The sequence below is a fragment of the Cellulomonas sp. P22 genome (assembly GCF_044392165.1).
Genome location: NZ_JBISBW010000006.1, coordinates 377,210 through 395,322 on the forward strand (window position 1 = coordinate 377,210; position 18,113 = coordinate 395,322).

Below are 18,113 nucleotides of genomic sequence, written 5' to 3' on the forward strand. Positions count from 1 at the left end.
CCGGGTCAGGCGCTCGCGTGCGCCGCGATCGCCACGGCCACGTACGTGCACGAGAACCCGATGATCGTCAGGGCGTGGAACACCTCGTGGAACCCGAACCACTGAGGGCTCGGGTTGGGACGCTTGAGCGCGTAGACCACGGCACCGCTGATGTACGCGACGCCGCACCCGAGGAGCAGCCCGACGACGGCCGGTCCGCCGGGGGCCGCGGCGAACTGCGGCAGGAAGCCGAGCGAGACGCACCCGAGCGCCACGTAGATCGGGGTGTAGACCCAGCGGGGCGCCCCGAGCCAGAGCACCCGCGCGAGCAGTCCCAGCACGGCGCCGACCCAGACCGTGAGCAGCAGGACGTTGCGGGTGCGCTCGGGCAGCATGATCGCCGCGAGCGGGGTGTAGGTGCCCGCGATGATGAGGAAGATGTTGGAGTGGTCGAGCCTGCGCAGCACACCCGTGACGCGCGGCGACCACGTGCCGCGGTGGTAGACGGCGCTCGTGCCGAACAGCAGCATCGACGTGATGCCGAAGACGGTGGACGACCAGCGCGCGGTGGGTGTGGGTGCCGTCGCGACCAGCACGATCGAGGCGACCACGACGATGGGGAACATCCCCGCGTGCAGCCACCCCCGCAGGCGTGGCTTGACCGCTGTCGCGACGTTCTCAGCGAGGTTCTCCGCGGCGTTGGGGATGTCCAAGGTACGTCCGTCCTGTGAAGCCGATCTGGTGGTGCAGATGACGAGGCAGGTGCCGTCGAGGAGCATAACTTACGACACCGTAGGTTAAGCGTGTGAAGGTCTGGTGCGATCCGGGCGGAACGGTCAGGTCGGGGTGCCCGGGGCGAGTAGCGTGTGCCCCGAAGAGCCACCAGCACCTCGAAGGAGCGTCCCGCGCGTGCGTCTGCCACATCCGCTGTACGGGCTCTACGAGCGACGGATCGCCGCTTCACTGGACCGTGAGCAGGTACCGCGGCACGTCGGGGTCATCCTCGACGGCAACCGCCGGTGGGCCCGTACCGTCGGCGCGTCGGCCGCGACCGGCCACCAGGCCGGGGCCGACAAGATCTCCGACGTCCTCAGCTGGAGCGAGGAGGTCGGCGTCGAGGTCGTGACGCTGTGGATGCTCTCGACCGACAACCTCGCGCGCGCGGCCGACGAGCTCGACGCGCTGCTGCTCATCATCGAGGACTCGGTCCGCAGCCTCGCGAGCACCGGGCGCTGGCGGGTCCAGGCGGTCGGCTCGCTCGACCTGCTGCCCGCCGCGACCGTCCAGGCCCTCAAGGAGGCCGAGGCCGCCACGGCCGGCGTCCAGGGTCTGCACGTCAACGTCGCCGTCGGCTACGGCGGCCGACGCGAGATCGCGGACGCTGTCCGCTCGATCCTGCGTCAGCACGCTCAGGCCGGCACGAGCCTCGAGGACCTCGCCGACTCGTTCGACGTCGACCTGATCGCCGAGCATCTGTACACCAAGGGCCAGCCCGACCCCGACCTCGTCATCCGCACGTCCGGCGAGCAGCGGCTCGGCGGGTTCCTGCTGTGGCAGAGCGCGCACTCGGAGTTCTACTTCTGCGAGGCGTACTGGCCCGACTTCCGTCGCGTGGACTTCCTGCGCGCCGTCCGGGCCTACGCGGCACGCGAGCGGCGCCTCGGGCGCTGACGCCCGGCACGAACCCCGGACAGCCGTCCCGTGACGGTCGTGTGAACTCTGCCCGACACGCGCGCGTGTCGGGCACAGACCGTCGCAGAGCGGGCGTAGCGTCCGACGGGACGGATGGCATCCGCCGTCCCCGGGAGGCCTGCCCATGGAGCACCAGCTCCAGGAGGAGGGCCGGACCCGGCCCGACGTGGCCGGCCGCCCTCGTCCCGTCACCGCGTGCCGCGCCACCCGCCGCCTGCACCCGAGGTGGAACGGCACGAGGGGCCCGATGCGGCGCTGAGGCGCCGGAGGGAGCCTGCCGTGGTCAGCAAGGAGCTGCGAGTCCCCGCACCGACCCCGTCGGAGGGGGAGCCCCCCGTCGACGAAGGTCGGCGCACGCACGTGCTGGACACCTCCGTCCTGCTCTCCGACCCCCAGGCGATCTACCGCTTCGCCGAGCACGACGTGGTGCTCCCCGTCGTCGTGGTCACCGAGCTCGAGGGCAAGCGCCACCACGCCGAGCTCGGGTACTTCGCGCGGACCGCGCTGCGGATGCTCGACGACCTGCGCGTCACCCACGGTCGGCTCGACCAGCCGATCCCGCTCGGTCCGCAGGGCGGCACCCTGCGCATCGAGCTCAACCACACCGACCCCACGGCGCTGCCCGCGGGGTTCCGGCTGGGCGACAACGACTCGCGCATCCTCGCGGTCGCCGCGAACCTGGCCGCCGAGGGGCACGACGTGACGGTCGTGTCGAAGGACCTGCCGATGCGGGTCAAGGCGTCGGCCGTGGGGCTGCGGGCCGAGGAGTACCGCGCCGAGCTCGCCGTCGACTCGGGCTGGACCGGCATGGACACGCTCGACGTGACCGAGGCCGACATGGCGCAGCTCTGGGACGACGAGACCCTCGTGCTGGCCGACGTCGGCGGTGACGACGGGGTCGGCGCGGTGGCCGACCGCGAGCTGCCCTGCCACACCGGGCTCGTGCTGCACTCGCCGCGCGGGTCGGCGCTCGGTCGGGTCACCGCCGACAAGCAGGTGCGGCTCGTGCGGGGCGACCGCGACGTGTTCGGGGTGCACGGCCGCAGCGCCGAGCAGCGCATCGCGATCGACCTGCTGCTCGACGAGCAGATCGGGATCGTCTCGCTCGGTGGGCGGGCCGGCACGGGCAAGTCGGCGCTCGCACTGTGCGCGGGGCTCGAGACCGTGCTCGAACGGCGCCAGCACCGCAAGGTCATGGTGTTCCGGCCGCTGTACGCGGTGGGCGGCCAGGACCTGGGCTACCTGCCGGGCAACGAGGCCGAGAAGATGGGCCCGTGGGCGCAGGCCGTGTTCGACACGCTCGGGGCGCTCGTGAGCCCCGAGGTCGTCGAGGAGGTGATGGCCCGCGACCTGCTCGAGGTGCTGCCGCTCACGCACATCCGCGGGCGGTCGCTGCACGACGCGTTCGTGATCGTCGACGAGGCGCAGTCCCTCGAGCGCAACGTGCTGCTGACAGTGCTCTCACGCATCGGGCAGGGCTCGCGGGTGGTGCTCACGCACGACGTGGCCCAGCGTGACAACCTGCGCGTCGGCAGGCACGACGGCGTCGCCGCGGTGATCGAGGCCCTCAAGGGCCACCCCTTGTTCGCCCACGTCACCCTGACCCGCTCCGAACGCTCCCCGGTAGCAGCCCTCGTCACCGAACTCCTCCCCCCTCTCGACACCTGACCCCCTCGGCGGGTCTATCGCGGCGGGTCTGGCTGGGTGAGGTGGCCGTCGGTGAGGCGGATGACTCGGTCGGCGACGTCGATCATCAGCGGGTCGTGGGTCGAGACGATGGCTGTCATGCCTTCCGCCTGGACGACGGCTCGGAGCAGCGCCATGACGGCCAGCCCGGTCTCGGTGTCGAGCTGGCCCGTCGGCTCGTCGGCGATGAGCAGCCGCGGGGAGTTGGCGAGCGCCCGGGCGATCGCGACGCGCTGCTGCTGACCGCCCGACAGCTCACCGGGACGCTGGCGGCTGTGCGCGCGCAGCCCCACGAGGTCGAGCAGCAGCTCGACACGGGCCTCTCGCACGGCCGTCGGGAGCTTGCGCAGGCGGAGCGGGACGCCCACGTTCTCCGCGGCCGAGAGCACGGGCACCAGCCCGAACGTCTGGAACACGAACGAGACGACGTCGCGCCGCAGCTCGACCAGGCCGCGCTCGCCGAGCGACGAGACCTCGCGGCCGTCGACCACGACGCGGCCCGCGTCGGGACGGTCCAGGCCACCGATGAGGTTGAGCAGCGTCGTCTTGCCCGAACCCGACTTGCCGACGAGCGCCACGAGCTCGCCGGGCTGGATCGTGAACGAGACGTCCGCCAGCGCGTGCACCGCGGCCGAGCCGTGGCCGAACGTGCGGCGCACGCCCTCGACCGCGACCATCGGGCGCGCGGTGACCGGCATGGGTGCCGGCGTCGTGGTCGTCGCGGTGGTCACGGTGCCTCCTCGGTGGCGGGAGCGGCGGACGGCGCCGGCGCGGCAGCGTGGCGCGGCGCGCGTCCGGGTGGAGGCGCCGCCGGCCGCGGTCGGTCGGGCCACACCGCGACGTGGTTCTGCTCGAGCGCGAGCCGCACCCGACCGGTGAGCTCGAGCACCTCGCGATACTCGCGGGGGAGCTGGACGCGACCCGCACGGTCGAGCACCGCGTACTCCTCGGCGATGACCGACTCGGCGCCGTGCTCGTCGGTGTGCGTGCGGCGCAGCACCTCCGAGCTCGTGCGCCCGTCACGGATCGCGACGGTGCGTTGCACGTGCTCGCTGACCGACGCGTCGTGCGTGACGACCACCACTGTCACGCCGAGCTCGCGGTTCACGCTGCGCAGCGACTCGAGCACCTCGACCGAGGTGACGGTGTCGAGCTGGCCCGTGGGCTCGTCGGCGAACAGGATCTGGGGGGAGTTGGCGAGCGCGACGCCGATCGCGACCCGCTGCTGCTCGCCGCCCGACATCTGCTCCGGGCGGCGCCCCGCGCAGTAGCCGACCCCGAGCATGTCGAGCAGCTCGGTGGCGCGTCGGCGCCGCTGCTTCGCCCCGACCCCGGCCAGCGCCTGCGGGAAGGCCACGTTCTCGAGCGACGTGAGGTAGGGCACGAGGTTGCGCGCGGTCTGCTGCCACACGAAGCCGACCATGGTCCGCCGGTACGTGACGCGCTGCCGGGCCGTCATGGCCGTGAGGTCCCAGGGGCCGACGCGCACCCGTCCGGCGGTGGGCACGTCCAGTCCGGAGAGCACCGAGAGCAGCGTCGACTTGCCCGAGCCCGACGCCCCGACGATCGCGACCTCCTCGCCGGCCTCGACGAGCAGGTCGAGGCCCTGGAGCGCCTGCACCTCGATGCCCTCGGACTGGTAGATGCGTACGAGGTTGTCGCACGCGATGAGCGCGTGCTGCCCGAACTCGTCGGGTCGGCGCTGCGCGCTCTCCTCGAGCGAGTCGAGCGCCTGGCGATCGGCGGTCTGGGTGGTGCTCACCGGAGTGCTCCCGTCTGGTCGGCGTCGTGCTCGTCGTGCCCGTGCCCGTGCTCAGCTGATGGTGCCGGTCGTGGTCCCGCCGGTGCGGGCTGCCGGCTCATCGCTCGCCCACCCGCAGCACGTCGCCCAGCCGGTCCCGGCGCCGGACGACTGCCTCGACCCCGACGCTCACCACGAGGGCGAGCAGCATCGCGCCGGTGGCGAGGGCCAGCGACGTGGCCGAGAAGGTTGCGGGGGCTGCCCGCAGCTCGCCCGTGAGCGAGCCCAGGCCGAGGGCGTCACCGAGCACGCGCGGCAGCCCGATGCCGATCGCGCCGCCCGCGACGAGGGCCGCGAGCGAGAGCGGCAGGAGCTCGCCGATCGTGATGCGTCGTGCGAGCCGCCCGTCGAGGCCGAGCGTCCGCAGCGCCGACAGCGTGCGGCCCCGCTCGGGGGCGGTCGCCACGACGGTGAGGGCCAGCGCCACCGAGGCGAGGAGCGCGAGGACCACGGCAGCGACGCGCAGCAGGTCGAGCATCCCCGTGGTCAACGGCGACGCATGGATGTCCGCGAGCCACTGCTCGCGGTCCGAGACCGTCAGACCGGCCTCGTCGTCGAGCTGGGCGGCGTCGACCGCGTCGACCGCGCCGGGGCCGTCGACCCACAGCATGTCGGGCACGGTGAGGTCCGTGCCGGCGGCCGCGAAGACGTCCAGGTCGACGATCACGAGCTGCTCACCGGCCGCGGCGAGGTCGGTCGTGCCGACCACGTCGAGGTCGATGAAGCCGTTGCCGCCGAACACCGACGCGCCGATGCTGTGCACCGCGTCGAGCAGCCCAGGGCTCACGAGTGCGCGGGGCGCGGCACCGGGGTCCTGGGGGGCGAGCTGCTGCAGCTCGCCCGCGTACCGCTCGTCGTGACGGGCGAGGATCGGGTCGAGCTCCGCGGCCTCGACCGCGAGGAGGGTGACCTTCTGCCCGCTGTTCAGGTTGAACGTGCGCCCGGGCGTCCGCAGACCCGCCGCGGCTGCGTCGACCCCGGGGGCGGCGCGCAGCTGTGCCGCGAGCCCGTCAGGGAGCGTGCCGTCGATCCGCACGTCGGCCCCGACGCGCTGGTCTGCGGCCCGTACCTGACCCTCGGCGACCGAGGCCGCGACGCTGCCGGAGAAGACGACGAGCGCGAGCGAGATCGCGAGCGAGAGCAGCGGCAGCCCGGTGCCGTGGCTGCGGGCTGCCCGGGCGGCCGCGACGACGGGCACGATCCCACGGCTGCGGGTCGTGAGGCCCCCGACCAGACGCATCACCGGAGGGAGAGCGCGCACGACGACGACCGTCCCGGCGGCAGCGAGCAGCGCGGGCGTCGCGACGAGCAGCAGGTCCACCTGCTGGGTCTGCGACTGGAGGAGACCTCGCCCGCGCACCGCGGCTGCGGCCCCGAGCGCCAGCACCACGACCCCGGCCTCGGCGACGAGTCGGCGCCCCCGCTCCCGGTTCGCGAGCCGTTCGCGGTCCCGCTTGTTCGCGGGGAGCTGGCGTCCGGTCCATGCCCTCGCGACGAGCAGGGCGCCGCCCACGGGCACCGCCAGCGACGCCGCGACGGCGACGGCCACCCCGGGGCCCCAGACCCATGCGGTGCCGGGTGCGACGGCGCTCGCGGCGAGCGCGCCGAGGCCCAGGCCCAGGGCCGCGAGCGGCACCGACTCGCCCGCGAGCGTCAGCGCGACCCACGCGACGGACGCGCCGCGGGCACGTTCGGCGGCGAGCACCTGGCGCCGCCGTTCGACCACCAGGCGGCCGGCGAGCAGCAACGACAGGGCGCCGACCGCGACGACCCCGGTGAGCACGAGGTAGGCCTGGGCGTAGACCCCGCGCAGGCGCTCGCCGTACTCGGCGAGGACCGTGGTCAGCTCGGTGCGGATCCCGGGGACCCCGTAGGAGGTCAGCAGGGGGCTCGGGTCGGCCGCGACGCGGCTCAGCGCGTTGGCCAGGGCAGGCGCCTCCGCACCGGCGAAACCGTCGGCGACGACGGGGAACCGGACCCAGGCGCGCTGGGTCTCCGAGGCGGTCGCCGCGATGGCGTCGGGCAGCGAGGTATCGCTCAGCACGAGGCCGACGCGGGGGATGACCTGCGTGCCGGCGGTCGTGCCCGCCCGCAGCAGACCCGTCGTGACGTCCCACACCGGGTCGGTCGTGTCGGAGGGCTCGAAGATGCCGACCACGACGGCCTCGACGGTCTGTGACGAGCCGCGGAGCATCGGCAGGTGGTCGCCGACGTGCAGCTCGAGGGATTCGGCGTTGTCCCGTGAGATCGCGACCTCGACCAGCTGCGTCGGCATCTCCTCACCGGGGCCGAGGTCCGACCGGTCAGGGAGCACGGGCGACGGGCCCGGACCCGCGCCCTCGACCCAGGTCATGCCCGTGTCGGCCAGGGTCGACCACCACGCGAGCCCGGCCGCGACAGCCGACCCCGGGTGGGTGAGCAGCCGGGCGTCGGCGACGAACCCGGTGACCGGTGCACCGGCGACAGGGGCGATCTCGTGCGGCAGGGCGTCGGACATGTCGTGACCTGCGGCACGCAGGAGGCTCGCGGCGTCGGCCTGGTAGCGGATGCCGGCGGTGGTCACGGTCGAGGGCAGCTCGGCGACGAGGTCCGCACCGGTGCCTGCGCGCTCGACCGCGTCGCGCGCCCCTGCGTCGACCGCCGACGCGAGCAGTCGCGGCCCGCTGAGCGCCAGGAAGCAGGTGACGACCACGAGCAGCAACGAGCCGAGGACCAGGCCACGATCAGCTCGGGCTCGTCGACGCACCACGAGCAGGGCGCCCGCGGTGGTGGTCGCGAAGGGGTTCGGGCGGGTGGTCATCGGTCGTCCCCCAGCCGCAGCAGCTCGGCCGACGCGCGGCGCAGCAGGACCGTCGTGGTGAGGGTCACGGCCAGCGCCAGCAGCACGCCGAGGGTGACCAGGAGCGCTGTCTGGTTCGGCCAGGCCCAGACGAGCTGGACGTCGGGCACGGGAGGTGAGCCGTCGGGCGCGACGGTGACGCGGGGCGAGATGAGCCGCGTGAGGAACGTGCCGAGCAAGCTACCCGAGACGAACCCCAGCACGGCGAGCAGCGCGTGCTCGGCGACGACCGAGCGGACCAGCCCCGACCGCCGTGCGCCCAGAGCCTGCAGACGCGCGAACTCGAGCCGCCGCAGCCGCACCGACACCGTGGCGCTCATGGTGAAGCCGGCGACGGCGAGGGCGAGCGCCGCGAGGACCGTGACCCACAGCGCGGACTGGATGCCGATCCGCAGCGGCCCGTCGATCATCTCGGTCTCCAGCGCGGCCAGGTCCGTGGTGGTGCCCCCGAGCCGTTCGCGGACGTCCTGGGCGATCTCCGCGGCCCGTGCGTCGGGGACCGCGAGCCACCAGGAGTCGAGCACGGGGTCGGTGTGGCCCGCGAGGAGCAGGACGCGTCCGAGCGCGTCGCGGTCGGCCACGAACGCCTTGCCGTGCGGCACGGACGGCAGGTAGGGCACGCGCCCCACGACCTCCATCTTCACGGCCAGGTTGTCGACCATCGCGTAGAAGCGGTCGCCGGTCGTGGCGTCGATCGCGCTGGCGAGCTCGTCGGAGACGACGATCGGCACGGGCGGAGCGCTCGGCACCGTGCTCAGCACGAAGCCGGGGGTGACGGTGCCGGCGCGCCCTCCGTCGTCGATCACGGTGAGCGTGCGCCGGTCGGACGACGTGCGGCTCGTGAGCGCCCCGACCTCGCCGAAGTAGCTGGGCAACGAGCGCCCGTCCCACTCGGCGCGGCCGAGGTCGAGGGGCGTCCGGGCATCCTCGGCCCCGACGGCCGTCAGCGCCTGGGTCTGGACCACGTAGGAGAACTCGTCGGTGAGCGTGGGCGCGTCGTCTCCGAGCACCCGACCGATCAGGCCGAGCACCGCGACGGGCTCGACGAGCGGGTCCGCGTCCTCGATGCCGCGGGGCGCGAGCGTGACCTCCACGGTGCGCGGTGCACCGTCGAACGAGACCAGCGCGTCGGCTTCGAGCGCGGCCCGCACACCGTGCGCGTCCTGCACCAGGACCTCGACGAGGAGCTGGAGGTCGGCGTCCGCCTCGGTCGATGCCGTGACGTCGAGCGTCAGCGCCCGGGTCGTGGTCGGCAGCTCGATGCCCGTGACGGGTGTCGTGGGCGCGAGGGCGCCGAGGACGTCGCCCCACGAGCGGCCGTCGGGCAGCGTCCCCGGCAGCAGCGCGCCCGCCTGGGTGGTGTCGACCGCGAGCAGCTCCGCGGGCGTCGACGTGGTCAGGCCGTTCAGCTCGACCTTCTGGCCGAGCTGGACCGTGCGCGACGTGACCGCCGAGACGGCCTCGACCCCCGAGAACGCCCCGATGGCGGACGACTGCACGAGCGGTTCCGTACCCAGCCGTTGGACCTGCAGGTCGGTGCCCACGAGGACGGTCGCCTGGTCCGTCTGCGAGCGGTGCCACGTGGCGAGGAACGACTGGGCGAAGACCCCGACGGCGACGGCGAGCGTGAGCAGCAGCACGGCTCCCGACGCGCGACGCGGCCTGCGGCTCACCTCCCACGCGGCGAGCGGCATGGCGAGCGACCGGCTTCGACGAGCCCGACGCTCGGCGAGCGCGGTGACGAGGGGCACGACGCGCAGCGCGACGGCGGCCCCTGCGAGCAGGAACAGCGCAGGTCCCGCGACGAGGACGGGGTCGAGGCCGCCGCTGCGCAGCACCGGCGAGCGGTACTGGCGCAGCTGCAGGTAGGCGACCAGCGCGAGCCCGACGAGCAGGACGTCGAGCCCCGACCGGGTCATCGCGCCGCGACGGTCCTGGCGGACGCGCTGCTGCTCGGTGTCGACCACGCTGCCGCCGCGTGTCAGCAGCGGGCTCACGAGCACGACCGCGAAGACGAGCGCAGCGACGCCGCACGTGACCCACAGCGCTGCCGGCCGGCCGGGGTCGGCGTCGAGCCCGGCCAGGACGAACTCCTCGCGTGCGGAGATCAGGTGGTGCACACCCCAGCCGAGCCAGGGAGCGGCGAGAGTCGTGACGGCCGCGACCGCCAGGGCCTCGAGGACGCCGAGGCGCAGCAGCTGGCGCCCGGAGGCGCCGCGGGACGTGAGGAGCGTCTGCTCGGCGGTGCGCCGCTCGGTGAGGAGGCGAGCCGCGAGCTGCAGGACGGTCACGGCGAGCACGGCGAGCATGAGGCCGAGCACCACGAGGACGACCTGGGTGACCGCGAGCTGCGAGGCCGCCCCGTCGATGGTCGACGGGAGCCGGGTGAGGAGCACGGCGCTCAGCACGTTGCCGCTCGTCGCGCTGAGCAGCGTCGTGGGGCCCGAGTCGAGCCGTTCGCGCATCGCCCCGAGCTCGCCGGCGGCGGTCGTGGTCATGTCCGGGCTGAGCACGATGCGGGCGTCGGAGGTCTCGACGGCGGAGCCGAGCATCGTCGCGCTCGTCGTGATCAGCGGGCCGTACGCGTCGGTGAGCTTTGCGCCGAACGTCCCGGGCACCACGAAGCGGTCGTCATGACCGGCGCCCTGGAGCGTGTCGCGCTCCCAGTACGTGCGCTCGGCCGACGCCTCGTACACGCCGACCACCACGGCCGTGAGCGTCACGTTCCGCGAGGTGCTGGCGAGGGCGACCTCGGCGCCGACCTCCCAGCCGAAGCGGTCGACCGCCGCCTGCGGCACCACGACCTCGACGCGGTCGGCAGAAGCGTCGGTCGTGGTCCAGGTGCCGGCGACGAGTTCCGCGTGGGCGGCCACCTCCGGGTACGCGCCGAGCAGGGCGAGCGGGACCCGGGGGTTCTCGGGGGTGACCGGCAGCGTGTAGGGCACCGAGGAGAGCCAGTCGGCGCGGGTCGAGGCGACCGGCCCGAGGATCTCGTCCAGCGCCGCCGCCGCGGCGTCGACCGCGACGACGGGATCGCGGAGCCCGATGCTCAGATCGGCCTCGACCTCGGTCGCGCTCGCGGGCTGGCGGCTGAGCCACGAGTCGAGCGCTCGGTTCTGGCTGCTGCCGAGCAGCAGCGCGAACGTGCCGAGCAGCCCCGAGCCCGTGATCGCGACCGCGAGCACAGTCACGAGGATCATCCGCTGGGTCGCTGCGCGGCGCCGCAGCACCAGGGTGGCCCACCCCACGAAGAGCCTCCCGACGTCGTCGTCCGTGGCCTCCGGGCAGAGGCATGACCGCGACGGTAGCTGGTGCGCCACGGGTGTGGGAGCGTTTCCGCACGATGTCTCGCCGGGGCGCCGACATCGTTACGCCGCCGTGACCTAGCCCGGGGTCACGGCGACGTCGCAGGTCAGCGCTGCGGCGGGCGGGTCATCGCGAGCACGTCGAGTGCCTGGTCGAGCTGGTCCTCGGTGAGCTCGCCGCGCGCGACGTAGCCGAGGTCGATCACGGCCTCGCGGACGGTGAGACCCTGCTTGACGGAGTGCTTGGCGATCTTCGCGGCCGCCTCGTAGCCGATCACCCGGTTGAGCGGGGTCACGATCGACGGCGAAGACTCCGCGAGCGCCCGCGCCCGCTCCACGTTCGCCTCGATGCCCGCGACGGTCTTGTCCGCGAGCGCTGTCGTCGCGTTGGCGAGCAGCCGGATCGACTCGAGCACACCGAGCGCGATCACGGGGATCTGCACGTTGAGCTCGAACGAGCCGCTGGCCCCGGCCCACGCGACCGTCGCGTCGTTGCCGATCACGCGCGCCGCGACCATCAGCACGGCCTCGGGGATCACCGGGTTGACCTTGCCGGGCATGATCGAGGAGCCGGGCTGCAGGTCGGGGATGGCGATCTCGCCGAGCCCCGTGTTGGGGCCCGACCCCATCCAGCGCAGGTCGTTGCAGATCTTCGTCAGGCTCACGGCGATGGTGCGCAGCGCCCCCGAGAGCTCCACCAGGCCGTCGCGGGCTCCCTGCGCCTCGAAGTGGTCGCGCGCCTCGGTGAGCGGAAGCCCGGTGTCCTCGCGCAGCAGCTCGATCACGCGCTGCGGGAAGCCGGCCGGGGTGTTGATCCCGGTGCCCACCGCCGTCCCGCCCAGGGGCACCTCGGCGACGCGGGGGAGCGCGGCCTGCAGTCGCTCGACGCCGTAGCGGACCGCGGCGGCGTACCCGCCGAACTCCTGCCCGAGCGTCACGGGCGTCGCGTCCATGAGGTGCGTGCGACCCGACTTCACGACTCCCGCGAACTGCGCCGCCTTGGCCTCGAGCGCGCCGGCCAGGTGCTCGAGCGCGGGCACGAGGTCGCGCACCACACCGGCGGTGGCGGCCACGTGCACGGAGGTGGGGAACACGTCGTTGGACGACTGCGAGGCGTTGACGTGGTCGTTCGGGTGGACGGGGCGGCCCAGCCCTGCCGAGGCCAGGGTCGCGAGGACCTCGTTGGTGTTCATGTTCGAAGACGTGCCGGACCCGGTCTGGAACACGTCGATCGGGAAGTGCGCGTCGTACGCACCCGAGGCGACGTCGTCGGCCGCGGTCGCGATGGCGGCCGCGACGTCGGCGTCGAGCACCCCCAGCTCGGCGTTCGCGCGCGCGGCGGCCTTCTTGATGCGGGCCAGGGCTTCGATGTGGCTGCGCTCGAGGGGCGTGCCGGAGATCGGGAAGTTCTCGACCGCGCGCTGCGTCTGCGCCCGGTACAGCGCATCGGCGGGCACCAGCACCTCACCCATGGTGTCGTGCTCGGTGCGGAAGCCTGCGGGGGTCGTGGTCGTGGGGGCAACGGCGTCATCGGCGTGCGGACTCATACCTCGCATCCTGCCACCGAGGCAGGCGCTGTCACGGTGCGACGGGCGGCTCTTCCACCACGTCGCCGATCGACTCGGTGAGCCGCACCCGGCCGTCCGTCAGGGTGTACTCGAGGCCCACGATCGCGCAGCGCCCGGCCTCGACCGCGTCGGCCAGCGATCGCGAGTAGGACTGCAGCATGTGCACCGTGTGCCGCACGTGCTCGTGACCCAGCGTGGCCGCGTCGACGGACGCCAGACCGGGACCGCCCGCGCTGCCCGTGAGCGACACGATGCTCGGGATGACACGGTCGACGATCGCCCGCACGAAGCCGCTCGGCACCTCGCCCGTGGTCAGGGCCGTCGTGGCCGCCGCCACCGCGCCGCACGAGTCGTGGCCCAGCACGACGACGAGCGACGCACCGAGGACGTCCACGCCGTACTCGATCGACCCGATCACCGTCGTGTCGAGCACGTGCCCCGCGGTCCGCACCACGAACACGTCGCCGAGGCCCTGGTCGAAGATGATCTCGGCCGCGACGCGGCTGTCCGAGCAGCCGAAGATGACAGCGAACGGCGCCTGCGCCGAGCTCAGCTCAGCGCGCCGCTCGATGCCCTGCGAGGGGTGTGCCATCTCGCCGCGGACAAAACGGTCGTTGCCTTCGCGCAGTGCGGACCAGGCCTGGGCGGGCGATGCAGGTCGGGACATGGACGTCATCGTCGCAGGCGTCGCGCCCGCTGCCTACGACCCGACCGCGATGTGGGAGGGGGCCGTCCGAGTGGCAGGGCGATTCGCCCGGGTGTAGTCCTGGTCACCACGGCAGCGCAGCAGGTGGGGGGCAGCGTGCGACGACGAACGAGGCTGGTCGGCATGGTGGCCGCGTGTGCGGTCGCCGGGACGCTCGCCGCGTGCGGGAGCTCGGGCAGCGGAGCCCCGCTGCTCACGTGGTACATCAACCCGGACAACGGCGGCCAGGCGACGATCGCGGCCGAGTGCACCGAGTCCGCGGACGGCGCGTACCGGATCCAGACGTCGGTGCTGCCGCGCGACGCGAGCTCGCAGCGCGAACAGCTCGCCCGGCGGCTCGCCGCGAAGGACTCCTCGATCGACCTGATGAGCCTTGACCCGCCGTTCATCCCCGAGCTGGCCGAGCCGGGCTTCCTCGCACCGCTGCCCGACGACGTCCAGACGCGGGTCAGCAAGGACGTGGTCGCGGGTGCTCTCGCCGGGGCCACCTGGAAGGACGAGCTCGTGACCGTCCCGTTCTGGGCGAACACGCAGCTGCTCTGGTACCGGAAGTCGGTCGCCGCGGCCGCAGGGCTCGACATGACCCAGCCCGTCACGTGGGACCAGCTCATCGACGCTGTGCGCACCCAGGACGTGTACCTCGGGGTGCAGGGGACCAAGGCCGAGTCGCTCACGGTGTGGATCAACGCGCTCGTCGCCTCGGCGGGCGGGAAGATCGTCGAGAACCCCACCGCGCCCGCCGAGGACGTCCAGCTGGGTCTCGAGACCGACGCGGGCCGCGAGGCCGCCCGCATCATCGGCACGATCGGCAAGGAAGGGCTCGGGGGACCGGGCCTGCCCACCGAGGACGAGAACGCGAGCCTGAGCGTCTTCCAGGGGGACAAGGGCTCGTTCATGGTCAACTGGCCGTTCGTCTGGTCGGCGACCACGGCCGCCGTCGCGGACGGCACGCTCCCGCAGTCGCTCGTGGACGACATCGGGTGGGCCATCTACCCGCAGGTCACGGCGGGCACGCCGGCGGGCACGCCCTACGGCGGGATCAACCTCGGTGTCGGGGCCTTCAGCAAGTACACCGACCTGGCCTTCCAGGCGGCCGAGTGCATCGCGACCCCCGAGCACCAGGCCTTCTACTTCGCGACCAACGGCAACCCGGCGTCCAACACCGCCGCCTACGCCGACCCCGCGGTCCTCGAGGCCTACCCGATGGCCGACGTCATCCGGCAGTCGCTCGAGCAGGCCGTCCCGCGTCCGCAGACGCCGTACTACAACGACGTGTCGATCGGCCTGCAGCAGACGTGGCACCCGCCGAGCTCGGTCGATCCCGACACGACGCCGACGACGTCCACCGACTTCATCACGGCCGTCCTGCGAGGGGAGCGTCTGCTGTGAGCACCGACGTCACACCGGAGCACGGGCGCCGCCGCGCGGAGCCCACGACCGACGAGCACGCGGCCAAGGCCGCGCACAGCGAGCGCACGCGGGCCGAGGCGCGGCTCGGCTGGTACCTGGCGGGCCCCGCATTCGTCGTCATGCTGGCCGTCACCCTGTACCCGATCCTGCAGGCGTTCTACGACTCGTTGTTCCGGTACCGCCTGACCACGCCGGACGAGAAGGCCTTCATCGGGCTCGAGAACTACTGGGTCGTGCTGCGGGACTCGCTGTTCTGGCAGTCGGTGGCTGTGACGCTGCTCATCACTGTCATCACGGTGGTCGTGGAGCTCATCCTGGGGTTCGCGCTCGCCCTGGTCATGCACCGGGCCATCACGCGGCTGCGCGGGCTGCTCCGCACGGCGATCCTCGTCCCGTACGGGATCATCACGGTCGTCTCGGCGTTCGCGTGGTTCTACGCGTTCGACATCAACTCGGGGTACATCAACCACTGGTTCGGCTGGGTGCCCGGCATCTCGACCAACCTCAACTGGTTCGCCGAGACCGGCACGAGCCTGTTCGTCATCATCGCCTCGGAGATCTGGAAGACGACGCCGTTCATCTCGCTCCTCCTCCTCGCGGGGCTCTCGCAGGTGCCGATCGACCTCGAGGAGGCCGCCGAGGTCGACGGAGCGACGTCCTGGCAGCGGTTCTTGCGCGTGATCATCCCGAACATGAAGGCCGCGATCATGGTCGCCGTCCTGTTCCGGGCCCTGGACGCGTTCCGGATCTTCGACAACGTCTTCATCATGACGAACGGCGCGAACGGCACCACCGTGCTGTCGCTGCTCGCCTACAAGACCTCGATCGGGCGCCTGGAGATCGGGCTCGGCTCGGCCATCTCGGTGCTGCTGTTCCTGTGCGTGATCCTCATCTGCTGGATCGCGATCAAGCTGTTCAGGGTCGACCTCGCCAGCGCGAGAGGGGAGTAGCGATGAGCGGCGCGCTGACGGGCCGGCAACGGTTCTGGTGGGCGGTCATCACCGTCCTGGTCATGCTGTGGGCACTGTTCCCGGTGGTCTCGATCTTCGCGACCTCGTTCAAGCTGCCGAGCCAGCTCAACCTCGGGCTGTTCTGGCCCAAGACGTGGACGACGACGAACTACCAGCAGATCCTCGCGTCGGACGGCATCGCGCAGGACCTCTTCCTGTCCTCGCTTCGGAACTCGATCGGCATCTCGCTCATCGCGACGGTCATCGCGGTGGTGCTCGCGACGCTCGCCGCGTACGCGATCGGTCGTCTCCAGTTCCCCGGCAAGCGGCTCATCCTCACGACAGCGCTCGGCGTGTCGATCTTCCCGGCCATCTCGATCGTCACGCCGCTGTTCAACCTGTGGCGCAACATCGGGCTGTACGACACGTGGGCGGGCCTGATCATCCCGTACCTGTCGCTCACGCTGCCGATCTCGATCTGGACGCTCGCGGCGTTCTTCCGGCAGATCCCCTGGGAGCTCGAGCAGGCCGCGCAGGTCGACGGCGCGACGAGCTGGCAGGCGTTCCGCAAGGCGATCGTGCCGCTCGCGGCGCCCGGCGTGTTCACCACCGCGCTCATCGCGTTCTTCATCGCGTGGAACGACTTCGTGTACGGGATCTCGCTCACGTCGACCGACCGGGCGCGACCCGTGCCGGCGGCCCTCGCGTTCTTCACGGGCGCCTCGCAGTTCGAGGAGCCGACCGGTGCGATCTCCGCCGCCGCGGTCGTCGTCACCATCCCCGTGGTCATCCTCGTCCTGCTGTTCCAGCGACAGATCGTCGCGGGCCTCACCCAGGGCGCCGTCAAGGGCTAGGCCCACCCCCTGCCGACCATCCGAGGAGTAGCGCAATGGCCTCCATCAACCTCAAGGACATCGTCAAGGTGTACGGGGACGGGTACCGCGCGGTGAAGGGCGTGAGCCTGGACATCGCCGAGGGCGAGTTCGTCATCCTCGTCGGGCCGTCCGGCTGCGGGAAGTCCACGTTGCTCCGCATGATCGTCGGGCTCGAGGACATCTCGTCGGGCGACCTGTACATCGACGGCGAGCGCGTCAACGAGGACGCCCCCCGCAAGCGCCACCTCGCGATGGTGTTCCAGAACTACGCGCTGTACCCGCACCTGACGGTGTTCGAGAACATCGCGTTCCCGCTGCGGCTCGAACGGGGACAGTTCACCGAGGAGCAGGTCCGCGAGAAGGTCATGTTCGCGGCGGAGACCCTCGAGCTGGTCGAGCACCTGGACCGCAAGCCGGCGAACCTGTCGGGCGGGCAGCGGCAGCGCGTGGCGATGGGGCGGGCGATCGTGCGCGACGCGCGGGCGTTCCTGTTCGACGAGCCGCTGTCGAACCTCGACGCGAAGCTGCGCGGGCAGATGCGTACCGAGATCTCCCGCCTGCAGCGCCGGCTCGGCACCACCATGGTCTACGTCACCCACGACCAGACCGAGGCCATGACGCTGGGCGACCGGGTCGCCGTGCTCCGCAAGGGCGAGCTCCAGCAGGTGGCAAGCCCACGCGGCCTCTACGAGCAGCCGCGCAACCTGTTCGTCGCGGGGTTCATCGGCTCCCCGCCCATGAACTTCCTGCCCGGGCAGGTCGACGGGGACGTGCTGCGCCTGCCGGTGGTGGACGTGCCGCTCACCGACGCGCTGCGCGAACGCCTCGGGGACCGTGACCTCGTGATCGTCGGGATCCGCCCCGACCACTTCGCCGACGTCGCCGCGCTCGACGACGACAAGCTGGCGACGGGCGTGACGTTCGACGCCGTCGTCGACGTGGCCGAGTGGCTCGGGTCCGAGCAGTACGCCTACATCCCGTTCGAGACGCACCCCGACGTGGCCGCCAAGCTCGACGAGCTCGACCGCGACCTCGACGGCGAGAGCATGCGCACCCAGCTGGTCGCGGCGCTCAGCTCGGAGAACCGGGTGCGGGACGGCGACACCCGGACCCTGTGGTTCGACCCGGCGCGCATGCTCATCTTCGACCACAACACCTGGGAGAACCTCACGTTCGACGCCGACGCCGCACGGGCGATCGACGACCAGAACGAGGAGGACCGCAAGCAGGCCCTGGCCCGGGCGGCGAAGCCTGCGGCGGCGCCTGCCGCCTGACGCGCGTCGGACGGGCACCCGGCGGCTG

The 18,113-nt window shown here is 72.5% G+C and carries 13 protein-coding genes; 6 read left to right on the top strand and 7 right to left on the bottom strand.

Features of this window, described 5'->3' with window-relative positions; translation table 11 throughout:
• Nucleotides 1–5 precede the first annotated feature (5 nt).
• Nucleotides 6–692 carry a hemolysin III family protein gene (locus ACGIF2_RS08350; RefSeq protein WP_396045436.1) on the bottom strand — a complete coding sequence of 229 codons (687 nt, stop codon included), beginning with the start codon at nucleotides 690–692 and terminating at the stop codon, nucleotides 6–8.
• A gap of 196 nt (nucleotides 693–888) precedes the next feature.
• Between ACGIF2_RS08350 and ACGIF2_RS08355 the strand changes: the two genes are divergently transcribed.
• Nucleotides 889–1,650: an isoprenyl transferase gene (locus ACGIF2_RS08355; RefSeq protein ID WP_396045437.1), complete on the top strand. Its 762-nt coding sequence runs from the start codon at nucleotides 889–891 to the stop codon at nucleotides 1,648–1,650.
• Nucleotides 1,651–1,965: 315 nt separating this feature from the next.
• Complete coding sequence (locus ACGIF2_RS08360; protein WP_396045708.1) at nucleotides 1,966–3,339, top strand: PhoH family protein; 1,374 nt, start codon at nucleotides 1,966–1,968, stop codon at nucleotides 3,337–3,339.
• Between the two features lie 14 nt (nucleotides 3,340–3,353).
• On the opposite strand, the gene ACGIF2_RS08365 is transcribed toward ACGIF2_RS08360, so the two are convergent.
• The 6 genes from ACGIF2_RS08365 to ACGIF2_RS08390 form a co-directional block, all read right to left on the bottom strand.
• Nucleotides 3,354–4,055, bottom strand: a complete 702-nt coding sequence (locus ACGIF2_RS08365; RefSeq protein ID WP_396045710.1) for an ABC transporter ATP-binding protein — start codon at nucleotides 4,053–4,055, stop codon at nucleotides 3,354–3,356.
• Between the two features lie 29 nt (nucleotides 4,056–4,084).
• Nucleotides 4,085–5,119, bottom strand: a complete 1,035-nt coding sequence (locus tag ACGIF2_RS08370; RefSeq protein WP_396045439.1) for an ABC transporter ATP-binding protein — start codon at nucleotides 5,117–5,119, stop codon at nucleotides 4,085–4,087.
• A gap of 97 nt (nucleotides 5,120–5,216) precedes the next feature.
• Nucleotides 5,217–7,958, bottom strand: coding sequence for an FtsX-like permease family protein (locus tag ACGIF2_RS08375; RefSeq protein WP_396045441.1), 2,742 nt, complete (start codon nucleotides 7,956–7,958; stop codon nucleotides 5,217–5,219).
• Nucleotides 7,955–11,245, bottom strand: coding sequence for an FtsX-like permease family protein (locus ACGIF2_RS08380; protein ID WP_396045443.1), 3,291 nt, complete (start codon nucleotides 11,243–11,245; stop codon nucleotides 7,955–7,957). The genes ACGIF2_RS08375 and ACGIF2_RS08380 overlap by 4 nt, the downstream gene beginning before the upstream one ends.
• Before the next feature lie 164 nt (nucleotides 11,246–11,409).
• A complete protein-coding gene (locus ACGIF2_RS08385) occupies nucleotides 11,410–12,849 on the bottom strand; it encodes a class II fumarate hydratase (RefSeq protein ID WP_396045445.1) in 1,440 nt (479 codons plus the stop codon).
• Between the two features lie 31 nt (nucleotides 12,850–12,880).
• On the bottom strand, nucleotides 12,881–13,537 hold the full coding sequence (locus tag ACGIF2_RS08390; RefSeq protein ID WP_396045447.1) for a carbonic anhydrase: 657 nt from the start codon (nucleotides 13,535–13,537) through the stop codon (nucleotides 12,881–12,883).
• A 162-nt stretch (nucleotides 13,538–13,699) separates the two neighbouring features.
• Here ACGIF2_RS08390 and ACGIF2_RS08395 point away from each other — a divergent pair, with 162 nt between their 5' ends.
• Genes ACGIF2_RS08395 through ACGIF2_RS08410 form a run of 4 tightly spaced genes read left to right on the top strand, consistent with a single transcriptional unit; the run spans nucleotide 13,700 to nucleotide 18,085 of the window.
• Nucleotides 13,700–14,965 (top strand): extracellular solute-binding protein, encoded by a 1,266-nt coding sequence (locus ACGIF2_RS08395; RefSeq protein WP_396045449.1) that lies wholly within the window; start codon nucleotides 13,700–13,702, stop codon nucleotides 14,963–14,965.
• Nucleotides 14,962–15,936 carry a carbohydrate ABC transporter permease gene (locus ACGIF2_RS08400; RefSeq protein WP_396045451.1) on the top strand — a complete coding sequence of 325 codons (975 nt, stop codon included), beginning with the start codon at nucleotides 14,962–14,964 and terminating at the stop codon, nucleotides 15,934–15,936. The genes ACGIF2_RS08395 and ACGIF2_RS08400 overlap by 4 nt, the downstream gene beginning before the upstream one ends.
• Nucleotides 15,937–15,938: 2 nt before the next feature.
• Nucleotides 15,939–16,790 carry a carbohydrate ABC transporter permease gene (locus ACGIF2_RS08405; protein WP_396045453.1) on the top strand — a complete coding sequence of 284 codons (852 nt, stop codon included), beginning with the start codon at nucleotides 15,939–15,941 and terminating at the stop codon, nucleotides 16,788–16,790.
• Nucleotides 16,791–16,825: 35 nt separating this feature from the next.
• Nucleotides 16,826–18,085 (top strand): ABC transporter ATP-binding protein, encoded by a 1,260-nt coding sequence (locus ACGIF2_RS08410; RefSeq protein WP_396045455.1) that lies wholly within the window; start codon nucleotides 16,826–16,828, stop codon nucleotides 18,083–18,085.
• Nucleotides 18,086–18,113 lie beyond the last annotated feature (28 nt).

What these genes read in the sequence shown, in the direction of transcription:
- ACGIF2_RS08395 (WP_396045449.1), top strand. Translation starts at nt 13,700, where the DNA reads ATGGTGGCCGCGTGTGCGGTCGCCGGGACGCTCGCCGCGTGCGGGAGC.
- ACGIF2_RS08390 (WP_396045447.1), bottom strand. Translation starts at nt 13,537, where the DNA reads ATGTCCCGACCTGCATCGCCCGCCCAGGCCTGGTCCGCACTGCGCGAA.
- ACGIF2_RS08365 (WP_396045710.1), bottom strand. Translation starts at nt 4,055, where the DNA reads ATGCCGGTCACCGCGCGCCCGATGGTCGCGGTCGAGGGCGTGCGCCGC.
- ACGIF2_RS08405 (WP_396045453.1), top strand. Translation starts at nt 15,939, where the DNA reads ATGAGCGGCGCGCTGACGGGCCGGCAACGGTTCTGGTGGGCGGTCATC.
- ACGIF2_RS08385 (WP_396045445.1), bottom strand. Translation starts at nt 12,849, where the DNA reads ATGAGTCCGCACGCCGATGACGCCGTTGCCCCCACGACCACGACCCCC.
- ACGIF2_RS08410 (WP_396045455.1), top strand. Translation starts at nt 16,826, where the DNA reads ATGGCCTCCATCAACCTCAAGGACATCGTCAAGGTGTACGGGGACGGG.
- ACGIF2_RS08375 (WP_396045441.1), bottom strand. Translation starts at nt 7,958, where the DNA reads ATGACCACCCGCCCGAACCCCTTCGCGACCACCACCGCGGGCGCCCTG.